Consider the following 12,180-nt stretch of genomic DNA (forward strand, 5'->3'; position numbering starts at 1 on the left):
GAACCGCCAATGTCATCTGCTCGCTCCAACCCGGCCGGTCAGCCTTACCGCGGCGTCTTTCCGGTCGCGCCGACCATCTTCGACGAGCGCGGAGCCCTCGACCTCGATGGGCAGCGTCGTTGCATCGACTTCATGATCGATGCCGGCTCGCACGGCATCTGCATCCTGGCCAATTTCTCCGAGCAGTTCGTGCTGACCGATGCCGAGCGCGAGACCGTGATGCATGCGGTGCTCGAACATGTCGCCGGTCGCGTGCCGGTGATCGTGACCACCAGCCACTTCAGCTCGGCGGTCTGCGCCGCCCGCAGCCGCCAGGCCGAGGAGGCGGGGGCAGCGATGGTGATGGTGATGCCGCCCTATCACGGCGCGACCTTTCGCGTGGACGAGAAGAGCATTTTCGAATTCTTCCAGGTCGTAGCCGAAGCGATCCGCATTCCGGTCATGATTCAGGATGCCCCGGTCGCCGGCACGCCGCTCTCGGTGGCGCTGCTGGCGCGGCTCGCCAAGGAATTCGCCAACATCAGCTATTTCAAGATCGAGGTGCCGATGGCCGCCAGCAAGCTGCGCAGCCTGATCGAGGCCGGCGGCAGCGCGATCCAAGGCCCCTGGGACGGCGAAGAGGCGATCACGCTGATGGCTGATCTCGATGCCGGCGCAACCGGCGCCATGACTGGCGGCGGCTATCCCGATGGCATCAGGCAGATCATCGATCCCTATTTCGCCGGACGTCGCGACGAGGCGAAGGCGGCCTATGCGCGCTGGCTGCCGCTGATCAATTATGAAAACCGCCAATGCGGCCTGCGTGCCGCCAAGGTGTTGATGCACGAAGGCGGCATCATCCGCTCGGACTGCGTGCGCCATCCACTGCAGCCGCTGCCCCCCGTTTTCCGGTCAGGACTGATCGAGCTCGCGCGCGACCTCGATGCGCTGGCGTTGCGATGGGGACGGTGACTATCTGTCCACTGACTGAATCGGGCGTTGAAGCCGGTTCACCTCTCCCCAGCGCGGAGAGGTCGGATTGCTCCTGGCGATGCCACCGGGTCGCGCGAACGCGCGCCCGATGACAGGCTCCGCATCGGCCAGTGCAATCCGGGTGAGGGGCCGCAGGTCTCTCAAAAGACCGTAACCCCTCACCCGGATCACATCTTTCGATGCGATGGTGAAGCCCGCAGGCGGCGCCGATTGAATCAAGCCTCATCTCGCTCTAGTGCAGATGCCTCAGCTTGTCGGGGTTGCGCATGACGTAGATCGCGGCGATCTTTCCATCCTCGATCTCCAGCGCGGTGGTCTGAAGCTCGCCGTCGGCCTCCAGCGTGACGAAGCCGGGAAGCCCATTGACGAAGACAACGCGGACAAGTTTCGAGCCATTCTTCCGGAACTGGGCCGCGAGGGATTCGTGCAGCGTCATCACGGCATCGAAACCGGCAATCGGCTCCAGGGCTGCCGAGCGCTTGCCGCCGCCATCCGCATGGACGCTGACGTCGGCCGCCAGCATTGCGCCGAGCGCGTTCATATCGCCGCTCCGCGAGGCGACGAAGAACGCCTCGGCGAACTCGAGGCCACGCTGCTTTTCCATCGCGAAGCGCGGTCGGGCCTCGCGGACATGGGTGCGTGCGCGGGCGGCGAGCTGGCGGCAGGCCGCCGGGTCGCGTTGAATGGTCGTTGCGACTTCGTCAAAGCCCAGGCCAAACACATCGTGAAGCAGAAAGGCGGCGCGCTCCAGCGGCGAAAGACGTTCAAGCGCCAGCATCAGCGGCAAGGTCACGTCCTGGTCCGGCTCGTCCTCGACGACGGGATCGGGCAGCCAGGGGCCGAGATAAGTCTCGCGCCGCCGTCGCGCCGATTTGAGCTGATCGAGGCAAAGCCGTGTGACGGTGCGGCGCAGGAAGGCTTCCGGCTCCTGCACCTCGCTGCGCTCGGCCCCCATCCAGCGAATGAAGGCCTCCTGCACCACGTCTTCCGCGTCGGCCATCGAGCCGAGCATGCGATAGGCGACGCGCATGAGCTTTGGACGCAGCGGGTTGAAGCTCGCCGCTGCGTCCTCGGATCCGACGTTCGCCATCACGCGGCCGCGGCCTTCCCCATGGTCTTTGCGGCCTCCGGCTCGACCCACAGGCCGAAACCCACGGCGAGGCGGTTCCAGCCATTGATGACATTAATCATCAGCGTGAGCTTCACCTGCTCCTCCTGCGTGAACTGCGCCTTCAAGGCCTGATAGGCACCATCGCGTGGGTGTTCCTCGGAGAGCCGCGTCAGGGCGTCGGTCCAGCCGAGCGCGGCACGCTCGCGATCCGAATAGCAGGGGGCTTCGCGCCAGGCCGAGAGCAGATAGATGCGCTGCTCGGTCTCGCCGTTCGCGCGGGCTTCGGCGGTATGCATGTTGAGGCAGTTGGCGCAGCCGTTGATGTGGGAGGCGCGGATCTTCACGAGCTCGATCAGGCTCGGTTCAAGGCTGGAGGCGACGGCAAGCGACGTGCTCATCCAGCTCTTCATGAGCGCAGGCGCGGCGGCAAACGGATCTAGTGTTGTGACTCTAACGCTTGTTTCGCACGGGCGACTTTTTCGAGGATTTCGCCTGCGGACTTGGTCCAGATGAAGGGCTTTGGATCGGCATTGTGGTTTTCCAGGTATTCCATGATCGCGCTTTTCAGTTCGGCGACATTCTCGAAGGTGCCGCGGCGGATGCGGTTTCGAGTGATCTCGGCAAAGAAGCGCTCCACCATGTTGAGCCAAGAGGCCGAGGTCGGAGTGAAGTGCAAATGGAAGCGTGGATGCGCCTTGAGCCAACGCTTTACGGCCGGCGTTTTGTGGGTCGCATAGTTGTCAACGACCAGATGCAGGTCGAGGCCGGGCGGGGTCTGCTGGTCGATCAGCCTGAGAAAGCGAAGGAACTCACGATGCCGATGGCGTGGCATGCACGTCCCGATCACCTTGCCGTCCAGCATGCTGAGTGCCGCGAACAAGGTCGTAGTGCCGTTGCGCTTGTAGTCGTGGGTCATGGTGCCGGCGCGGCCCTTCTTCATGGGCAGACCGGGCTGGGTACGATCGAGAGCCTGGATTTGGCTCTTTTCATCGACGCAGAGGACCAGCGCCTTGTCCGGCGGATTGAGATAGAGCCCGACCACGTCTTCCACCTTGGCAGCGAAGTTCCTGTCGCGCGAGACTTTGAAGGTGTCGACGAGATGCGGTTTCAGTTCGTGCGCATGCCAGATACGCTGGACGCTGCTGTAGGAGAGGCCCACCGCCTTCGCCATGCTGCGCACGCTCCAATGGGTCGCATTTGGCGGCTTCTCGTGCAGCGTCATGTGCACAACCTGCTTGATCTTTTCGGGCGACAACGGTTTGACGCGCGATGGCCGGGTCGCGTCCTTCAGCAGCCCGTCCACGCCTTTCGCCAAGTAGCGCTGACGCCAGCGGCGCACGGTCAGCAGGCTCTTGCCAACCGCCGCCGCAATCGCCTCCGCCGTCAGTCCATCGCTTGCCAGCAACACGATCCGTGCTCTCCAAACCACCTTCTGCGGCGTGTTCCGGCCCCGGACCAGCCGCTCCAGTCGCTCACGATCGGTCGCGCCGACCGCAATCTGTTCGATCTTCCTCATCGGCGCAGACTTGCAGGTTCGCGCCGATTTGTGAATCGTCTGTCAGTGACGGAACACTAGTGTTGTGACTCTGACAATCCATTCCGTCATTCCGGGCACAGCCCGCAGGGCTGAACCCGGAATCCAGAGGTTGTGGCGCGAGATCCCGGGTTCTCGCTTCGCGAGCCCCGGAGTGACACCGAGTGAATCAGATGTCAGAGACACAACACTAGTTTAGCAGTCATGGTATTCTTCCTTTGGTTGGTTACGACACCATGACGAGGTAGAATTCCCGCGTGTGACATGTTCGGCGATTTTTTTGATCTCGATCGCGTGGTCTAGCCGATGGAGACGATTCGAATAGATGCTGCGATTGCAGCCCGTACATCACAGGCCACTTCGAGCCGGCGAGTCTCGCGGACGCGTCTTTGGCGGGAGGCGAGGCGGGAATTGAGAACGCGCGAGCCGTCACCCGCGCCATAACGCGCTGCCGCGCAACGCTTACGGATCCAGCTCCGTATCCCAGTACAGATAGTCTAGCCAGCTATCGTGCAGATAGTTCGGCGGAAACAGCCGGCCGTTGCGATGGAGCTGGTGCACGGTGGGCGCGTAGGGCACCTGTTTCGGAAACATCTTTGCCTGCTGCGGCGTCAGATTGCCCTTTTTCAAATTACAGGGCGAGCAGGCGGCCACCACATTTTCCCAGGTCGTCTGGCCGCCTTTGGAGCGCGGGATGATGTGGTCGAAAGTCAAATCCTCGGGCGAGCCGCAATATTGGCAGTTGAAGCGGTCGCGCAGGAAAACGTTGAAACGGGTGAAGGCGGGGTGGGTGGTCGGCTTGACGAAGGATTTGAGCGAGACGACGCTCGGGATCTGCATTTCGAAGGAGGGACTTCGCACCGCCTTCTCGTAATGCGCCACGATATTGACGCGGTCGAGGAACACCGCCTTGATCGCGTCCTGCCACGACCAAAGCGACAGCGGATAGTAACTCAGCGGCCGGAAATCCGCGTTCAACACCAGCACCGGCCAACCGCCTTGTGAGACATGTGCGTTCAAATAACGCTCCTGACCCCCAGAGATCGGCTGCGAAGCAGCATGTACTGACATACTACAGGCAGCGTGACGGGATTGTGAAGAGCTTAGAAGAGCTTATCCCGCAAGCACGTTCCGCGTGGGACGCGCAGCAGGAAGCGGCGGAAACGGGCGAATCAGGGGCTGTGGAGCCTTTGGGTTGGTACTTTAGTGCAGCCCGCTTGTTGGTCCGATCTGCGCGCCCCGTGCGAAAATGCGGCTAATTCGGGGCGAGCTCAGTTCCAGCCGGATTCCCACGCCACCTCTGGATTCCGGGCTGGCTCGCTCGCGCGAGCGCCTCGAAATGACGTGCCCAGGGGCAGCTTATGCCCGTGGCAATAGTCCCTCCTCGATCGCCTTGATCTGCAGCGCCAGAAATTTCGAGTTGATCCGGCATTGCGCGAGGCTGCCGGCAATGAAGTAAAGCCCCGGCTGCCTGGTGCGCGTATACATGTTGCGGAGTTCCTCAGCCTGGCCAAAGCCCCAGATCGGGCCGACCCGGTCGGCGACGTCCTCGCCAAACAGCTTCCGCACCAGAAATTCCTGGCCCTTGTAGCCCGTCGAGAGCACGATCAAATCGGCGGCAATGATGTCGCCGTTCTTCAGCCGCGCGCCCTCGGCGATAAAGCCGTCGATGTCGGCAAACTGCACCAGGCTGATCGCACCGCTGGCGACGAGGTCGGAGCAGCCGACGTTGAAATAGTAGCCGCCGCCGCGGCTGAGATATTTGAACTGCCAGCCGGTGCCGTCTTCCCCGAAGTCGAGCTTGAAGCCGATGCGCGCGAGCCGGTCGAGCAAATCCTGGTCGAACTTCTTGGATTGCTCCGTCAGCATCTGATGGCTGCGCCTGGCGAGCTTGAGCGGCATCGAGGCCGCGATCAGGTCGTTGTCTTCCAGCGTCCCTTCACTATAGGCGGCATAAGCGAGCTGGGCCGAGGGCTCGATATTGGTGATGAGCGTCGGGCTGCGCTGCACCAGCGTGACCGCGGCGCCGCTGGAGTAAAGGTCCTGCGCGATATCGTGTCCGCTATTGCCGGTACCGATGATGATGGCGCGCTTGCCGCTCCAATCCTCGCCGTCCTCGTATTGGCTGGAATGCACGAGCCTGCCTGCGAAATTCTTCAGGCTCGGAATGTCGGGCAGGTTGGGAATGCCGGACACACCGGTCGCCATCACAACGTGGCGTGGATGCATCTGGCGCGTCGTGCCATCGGCCCGGCGCAGCGTGACGTCCCAGCGCTCTCGCGCTTCATCATAAGTGCCTCCGAGGAATTCGGTGCCGGTCCAGAAATTCAGCTCCATCGCATCGACATAAGCTGCGAACCAGTTGGCGAGCTTGTCCTTGGGGATGTAGGTCGGCCAGTTCGGCGGAAACGGCATGTAGGGGAGGTGATTGACGTGCACCTGGTTGTGCAGCGTCAGCGCGTGATAGCGCCTGCGCCAATTGTCGCCGATGCGCGGCCAGCGATCGACGATCAGCGCGTCGACCTTTAGCTGCTTCAGCCGCGCGGCGATTGCGAGCCCTGCCTGTCCGCCGCCGACCACGAGCACGGCTGGATCGCGATCAGCATAAGACGCTGATGCCCGGCGTTGGTCGAGCCAATTGGGTCCGCGAAAATCGCGCGAATAGGCCTGCCCGCGCGGCCGCGTCCTGTCCAGTTGCTCCTCAAAACCTTTCAGTTCCTCCAGCGCGGTGAGAAGCGTCCATGCCTTCAGCCGATTGCCATCGCCTGCATCCGGGACCAGCCGCAGAACGCCGTGGCCGCGGCCGACCTTGGTTTCAAACTTGAAGATCGCCTCAACGGTGCTGGTGCCGGCGCGCGTGACCCAGCGCGGGGCGGCGCGGTCCGGATCGATCTGGAACATTGCCGGAGCTGCGCGAGCGGCCAATGGCCTTAATTGTTTCAGGATAGCGTCGGCGCCGTTGAGGGTCTGGATGTTCCAGCTCAGCGCGAGCACGTCGCGCCAATAGCTCTCGCCGCAAAACAGCGGTTCCAGGCTGCCATCCGGGCTCGCGAGCGAGGCTTCAAACGCCGCAAGCCAATCGCGTGCGGCAACCGAGACGTCGTCGGTCCTGTCGAGCATTGCGCGTTTCCTTCGGCCGTCTTGGTCCGCGGCCTCATCGCAAGGCTATACAATTTGCGAGCGCGCAGAAAGCGTCTCACCCAAGAAGCGACAGCATATGGCCTTGATCGGGCGGAATACGTCCCGAAAGCGTATCGAGATAAATCCGCTGCACGGCGGCGCGCCCCCGGCCTTCGACGACCGTGAGCCATTGCTCGAGCTTCGGTGCAAAGCCGATCCAGGCGGCGCCAAACCTTTGTTCGATGCCGCCCGGGCCCCATTCCGTGGCGCGCTTGCGGATCTGGTCGGGGGCGAAGAACCAGGCCGGCTTCGCGCCGGGCAGTTCCGGCTCGTCCGCGACGCTTGCGCGGTGGGTGAGGCCGATGCGGCCGGAATATTTGATGTGGTCACCGAAATGGCGATGCAGTTTGCCGCGCAAGTCGCTGTTGCCCGCCATGTCGACGAACGCCGTCGGCGCATCCGCTCGCAGCGAACTCACCTGGTCGTAGGTCACGACCTCGTCATAACAGCCGAGCGAAGCGACGAAGCTTGCATTCAGTGCGGAAGTCAGCCCGATCACCCTGATGCCTGGCCGCCCCGCATGCAAGAGATGCGCTAGTCCGAACGCGGTCTTGCTGGACGCCGAGGACAGGATCACGCTTTGCGCGCCGAAGAACTCGTTCTCGGCGAGAAAATCGTCGACCAGAAACGACAGCATGAACAGCGGCCGCAGCAATGCCTGATAGTCGCCCTGTCGTCCCCCGTAAGCGGGGTCACCACTTACGCGCGCATAGGCGTTGTAGACCGGCGCCACGCCTTGGCGATGCGCGGCCGCATCGCGCAAACCGCGTTTGCTCACGTCGGATGCTTCGATTAAGAGATGGGTTGCCATCGGGTAATAGCCGAACAGGCGCTCGCCAACGGCCACGGCCGGATGCTTCGACGCGATCACCTCGCCAAAGCCCCAAACCGGGATGTTGCCAAAACCGTCCGGGGCCGGGAATAGCTGCCAATATTTCAGCTCATCGCCCACGACGGCATAGGTGATGTTGTTGGCGGTGAAGGCGAAGCGCTCGACCTTCACCAGCAGCGCCTCGCTGGGCAGGTGTGCCTGATCGGGCAGTTGCGTCTCGATGAGCTTGCTTTGCTTGAGATCGTCACGGGCAACGACAAAGGCGGTGCAATTCATGATCAGGACCCCGGCTGCTTGCGCGCCGAGATCTTTGCTTTGGTCGGGGGGCCCTTTGCAACTGCAACATTGTTTGAAAAATTGTTCGCTTTTGTCTCGCCCGCGATGATGCCTTCGCGCTTCTTCACGGCCCGATAATAACTCCACCACAAATGCGCCGCGGCGCCCCGCAGGGGGCGCCAGGGTTCCGCCAGCGGCGCCATCTGCTTCTCGCTCGGTCGTTCCTGCAAGCCGAGACCGATTTTCATCGCCTCCTGCACGGCCAAGTCGCCGGCCGGCCAGGCATCGCCGTGGCCGAGGCAGAACAGCAAATAGACGTCGGCGGTCCACGGGCCGATGCCGGGCAGCGCGGTGAGCGTGTGGTGGGCGGCGTCGGCGTCCTCCTCCGCCAGCACGTCGAGATTTAAGCGCTCTTCCGCCAGTTCGCGCGCGATGTGCTTGAGCGTCTTGATCTTGGCCGCCGAGAGGCCGAGCCGGCCCAGGCGGTCGGCCCGGGCGCGGCGGAACGCGTCATGGTGAAACGGATCGAAGGCGGCGATGAGCCGGCCCCAGATCGCCGCGGCGCTCGCGGTCGAAAGCTGCTGCCCGCAAACGATGTGCGCGAGCCCCACAAAGCCCGGCTCGCGCCGCCGCAGCGATGGCATGCCCGCGATCTCGAGCACCGGCTTGAGGCGCGGGTCGAGCTTGAGCAGGTTCTCGATGGCTTCCTCGAGATCGGTTTGGCTGTTGAGGTGGATGGTCATCGCTGATGCCGGTTGCTCGCCTGTCATGCGCGGGCTTGACCCGCGCATCCATCATCGTAACAGACTCTTCGAATGATGGATTGCCGGGTCAAGCCCGGCAATGACGAAAGATGCCACCCGTTTTCCGATTTGCCCCGAGCCCGAACGGCTATCTTCACCTCGGCCACGCCTATTCGGCGCTCTTGAACTTCGGCCTCGCGCAGCAATCGGGCGGCCGTTTTCTGCTGCGGATCGAGGATATCGACCTCATGCGCTGCCGGGCGGAGTTCGAGACGGCAATCTATGAGGATCTGGCCTGGCTTGGCATCAATTGGCAGCAGCCGGTCCGGCGCCAATTCGAACACCTCGCCGACTACGGCAACGCGCTCGAACAGCTCTCCGCGGAAGGCTTGGTCTATCCAAGCTTTGAGAGCCGCGCCGAGGTCGCGCGGCTCGTGGCTCAGTGCGACCGAAGCGGTCCCTGGCCGCGCGATCCCGACGGAGCGCCGCTTTATCCGGGGACCGCGAAACAGCTCTCTGCCGGGGAGCGCGCGCGGCTGATGGAATCTGGCGCGCCATACGCGCTGCGGCTGGACATGGCCGCGGCGTTGGCGCGGGCGGGCCAGCTTTTCTGGACCGAACAGGGCGAGGGGCCCGCGGGCGAGACCGGCCGGATCCAAGCCCGCCCCGAGGCCTGGGGCGACGTCATTCTGGCGCGCAAGGAGACGCCGACCAGCTATCACCTTTCGGTTGTGATCGACGATGCCTTGCAGGCGGTGACCGAGGTGGTCCGCGGTCAAGACCTGTTCCACGCCACCAGCGTGCACGTGTTGCTGCAGCGATTGCTCGGCCTGCCGCAGCCGCGATATCGCCATCATCGCCTCATTCTGGACGAAGCCGGGCACAAGCTGTCGAAATCAACCAGGGCCACGGGCTTGCGCGAATTGCGTGCGGCGGGTGCCACGCCGGCCGATATCCGGCGCCTGCTCGATTTGCCCTGATCAATGGCTCGTTAAGGCTTGGGTCAGGACAACCCAAACGTCTCCGTGACTCCTGCGGCCTTGCCGTGCGATGCTGTTTTCGGGGGCGGGGTCCACGGCAATCATGGCGTCAAGGTCGCGCGTTAAGCGCAGCAAGAAGCAATCGGCAGGCAAGCGCGTTCCCGCAGGCCGGCCGCGCCCTCGCGCCCAAAGAAAGTCCAAGGCAAAGGCCAAGGTCGCCGAGGCCAAGCTCGCGAAGCCCAGGGTCAAAGCAGAGCCCACCCCTGGTGTGATCGAGGCGGCGCTGGCCGCCTTTGCCCATGAAGTGCGCACGCCGCTGACCGGCATTCTCGCGATCAGCGATCTCCTGGCTACTTCCGACCTCGGCGAGCGCGAGCGGCGCTGGGTGGACACCATCAAGGCCGGCGCCGAGCATCTTTCGGCCCTCGCGACCTTGTTCGTCGATGCCGCCAAGCCCGGCCACGCCAGGGCGGCGCTCCGCGACGATTTGTTCGACGTCAGGACGCTGGCGCGCATTGCCGGCGACGCCCTTGCCGGGCGCGCCGCGGCCAAGGGGCTGCAGCCGGAGGTAGAGATTGCCGAAGACCTGCCCTCGCTCGTGGTCGGCGATCCGGTGCGGCTGCGTGCCGCCCTTGAGAACCTGATCGACAACGCGGTGAAGTTCACCGAGCGGGGCGGCGTCGCCCTCAAGGTGAGTGTCGCGCGGCGCGGCAAGGACAGGATCGCGATCGCTTTCGTCGTCTCCGACAGCGGCATCGGCGTGACGCTGAAGGAGATCAAGCGCCTGTTCCGGCCGTTCTCGCAAGCCAATGTCAGCATCGCCGCGCGTTTCGGCGGCGCGGGCCTCGGCCTGTCTTCGGTGAGGCAGATCGCGCGCGCGATGGGCGGCGATGTCGCGGTCTCGCCGCGCCGGGGCGGCGGCACCACTTTCACGCTCACGGTGACGCTCAAATCCGCCCAACAGGCGCAGGCCACGCGCGCAGGCGAGGCGGAGGGCGCGCTGCCGCAAGGCGGCCATGCGCTGCGGATCCTGAGCGTCGAGGACAATCCGTTCGGGCGCGTCGTGCTCAACACCATCCTCACCGAGCTCGGACATCAGGCGGAATTCATCGGTCGGGGGGAGGATGCGATTGCGCGGGTCGAGCAGGGCGCCTTCGACGCCGTGCTGATGGACATGGTGCTTCCCGGCATTGACGGGATCGAGGCGATCAGGCGAATCCGCAGGCTTGCGCCGCCTCATGGGCGCATCCCCATCGTCGGGGTGTCCGGCCGCGGTGAGGACGAGGCGGCGTCGCGCGCGGCCGGCGCCGACGCCTTTCTGCTCAAGCCTGTGTCCCCGCGGGCGTTAGCGACTGCGCTGCTTGAAGCGACACGCCATGGGGCAGGCGCGACTTGATGATGGCCGCGTTGAGCTCGCCGCCATAGACGAAGATCGCGGCTATGAAATACAGGAACACCAGCGCGATGATCACGGACGCGAGCCCCGCATACATCGTGACATAGTTGTTGGCAAAGCGCGCCAGATATTGGCCGAAGCCTATCCCCGACACCAGCGAGGCCACCAGCGTGAAGACGATGCCGGGCAGGATCTGCAAAAATCTTCTCCGCCCGGCCGGAAGCCAGGCGTGCAGGATGAACAGCGCCACCGTCAGCGCGACGATGGTGATGCCGTAGCGGAGGACGTTCAGAAGCTGTTCGTTGGTCTCCACGATCAAGGGAATGTACCGCCGCGCGGCCTCGATGATCAGCGGCCCGAGCACGATCAGGAAGGCCATCGCCAGGGCCGTGAACGCGGCCACCAGCGTGTAGCCGATCGATTCCAGCCGCAGCCAGTACCAGCGGCGCGGCTCGACCACCGCATAGGCGCGGTTGAGGCCGACCCGCAGCGCCTCGACGCCGTTGGAGGCAAAATACACCGCAAGCACTGCGCCGACGGTGAGGATATCGCCGCGCGTGGTGCTCAGCACATCATGAATCTGGTCCGACAGCGCGTCGGCGACCTGGTGCGGCCAGGTCTGCAGCAGGAGCTGCATCGCCTGGTCGGCGAGCTGTTTGGAGCCGAAGAAGAAGCCGGCCAGCGAGGTCAGCACGATCAGGAAAGGAAACAGCGCCATCAGGCTCGAGAGTGCAATATGGCTTGCGATCGCCCACCCGTCGTCGGCGAGGAAGGTGTAGAACGCATCCATGACGACATGGAAGACGTAGCGAAGCTGCTTCACAATGCACCTTGTCCCGGCGACGGCGGCTGCAGCTACCATCTGATATTACGCGGCAAAAAGCCAGATCGTTGCATCAAAACCGCGCGCGGGGGGTGATGGCGCAGGCGTCATGCGGGTGTTATGTAGCCGCGATGGCCACCTTTCTAAGCAAGTTCATCCTCCCCGTCGCACTCGCTGCCGTGGCGCTGGTTCTGCTGCTCGGTCTCGTCAACATGATGCGGGGCGGTTCGCCGAATACGTCGCAGCGCCTGATGCGCCTGCGCGTGCTGCTGCAATTCGTCGCGATCGTCATCGCCATGCTCGCGGTTTGGGTGATGGGGCATCAATGAGAGG

General features: G+C 63.9%; 12 protein-coding genes. 4 read left to right on the top strand and 8 right to left on the bottom strand.

Going from position 1 to position 12,180, the window contains the following annotated elements:
* Positions 1–9 precede the first annotated feature (9 nt).
* Entirely contained in the window at positions 10–951 is a 942-nt protein-coding gene (locus P6U23_RS03895) for a dihydrodipicolinate synthase family protein (protein WP_407178282.1), read from the top strand.
* A 253-nt stretch (positions 952–1,204) separates the two neighbouring features.
* On the opposite strand, the gene P6U23_RS03900 is transcribed toward P6U23_RS03895, so the two are convergent.
* The 7 genes from P6U23_RS03900 to P6U23_RS03930 all read right to left on the bottom strand — a co-directional run bounded on the left by P6U23_RS03900 (position 1,205) and on the right by P6U23_RS03930 (position 8,648).
* The gene (locus P6U23_RS03900) at positions 1,205–2,062 is read right to left on the bottom strand and encodes a sigma-70 family RNA polymerase sigma factor (RefSeq protein ID WP_407178283.1); all 858 of its coding nucleotides are present in this window, start codon (positions 2,060–2,062) and stop codon (positions 1,205–1,207) included.
* Positions 2,062–2,481 (bottom strand): carboxymuconolactone decarboxylase family protein, encoded by a 420-nt coding sequence (locus tag P6U23_RS03905; RefSeq protein WP_407178284.1) that lies wholly within the window; start codon positions 2,479–2,481, stop codon positions 2,062–2,064. Before P6U23_RS03905 ends, P6U23_RS03900 begins: the two co-directional genes overlap by 1 nt.
* Before the next feature lie 38 nt (positions 2,482–2,519).
* A complete protein-coding gene (locus P6U23_RS03910; RefSeq protein WP_407174502.1) occupies positions 2,520–3,599 on the bottom strand; it encodes an IS630 family transposase in 1,080 nt (359 codons plus the stop codon).
* Positions 3,600–4,079: 480 nt separating this feature from the next.
* Entirely contained in the window at positions 4,080–4,637 is a 558-nt protein-coding gene (locus P6U23_RS03915; RefSeq protein WP_407178285.1) for an HNH endonuclease, read from the bottom strand.
* A 339-nt stretch (positions 4,638–4,976) separates the two neighbouring features.
* Positions 4,977–6,737 (bottom strand): flavin-containing monooxygenase, encoded by a 1,761-nt coding sequence (locus P6U23_RS03920; protein WP_407178286.1) that lies wholly within the window; start codon positions 6,735–6,737, stop codon positions 4,977–4,979.
* 76 nt (positions 6,738–6,813) lie between these two features.
* On the bottom strand, positions 6,814–7,905 hold the full coding sequence (locus P6U23_RS03925; RefSeq protein WP_407178287.1) for a DUF2855 family protein: 1,092 nt from the start codon (positions 7,903–7,905) through the stop codon (positions 6,814–6,816).
* A gap of 2 nt (positions 7,906–7,907) precedes the next feature.
* Positions 7,908–8,648 (bottom strand): DNA-3-methyladenine glycosylase family protein, encoded by a 741-nt coding sequence (locus P6U23_RS03930; protein ID WP_407181775.1) that lies wholly within the window; start codon positions 8,646–8,648, stop codon positions 7,908–7,910.
* Between the two features lie 110 nt (positions 8,649–8,758).
* On the opposite strand from P6U23_RS03930, the gene gluQRS reads away from it, so the two are divergent.
* Together gluQRS and P6U23_RS03940 are read left to right on the top strand one after the other, a co-directional pair.
* Entirely contained in the window at positions 8,759–9,628 is an 870-nt protein-coding gene (gene gluQRS, locus P6U23_RS03935) for a tRNA glutamyl-Q(34) synthetase GluQRS (RefSeq protein ID WP_407178288.1), read from the top strand.
* A 103-nt stretch (positions 9,629–9,731) separates the two neighbouring features.
* A complete protein-coding gene (locus P6U23_RS03940; RefSeq protein WP_407178289.1) occupies positions 9,732–11,024 on the top strand; it encodes an ATP-binding protein in 1,293 nt (430 codons plus the stop codon).
* On the opposite strand, the gene P6U23_RS03945 is transcribed toward P6U23_RS03940, so the two are convergent.
* The gene (locus tag P6U23_RS03945) at positions 10,951–11,886 is read right to left on the bottom strand and encodes a YihY/virulence factor BrkB family protein (protein WP_407178290.1); all 936 of its coding nucleotides are present in this window, start codon (positions 11,884–11,886) and stop codon (positions 10,951–10,953) included. The two genes, P6U23_RS03940 and P6U23_RS03945, sit on opposite strands and share 74 nt — an antisense overlap.
* Before the next feature lie 92 nt (positions 11,887–11,978).
* Between P6U23_RS03945 and P6U23_RS03950 the strand changes: the two genes are divergently transcribed.
* Positions 11,979–12,176, top strand: a complete 198-nt coding sequence (locus tag P6U23_RS03950) for a twin transmembrane helix small protein (RefSeq protein ID WP_407178291.1) — start codon at positions 11,979–11,981, stop codon at positions 12,174–12,176.
* The last annotated feature ends 4 nt before the right edge of the window (positions 12,177–12,180 follow it).

This window comes from Bradyrhizobium sp. STM 3562 (assembly GCF_045571435.1).
Classification (GTDB): Bacteria; Pseudomonadota; Alphaproteobacteria; order Rhizobiales; family Xanthobacteraceae; genus Bradyrhizobium.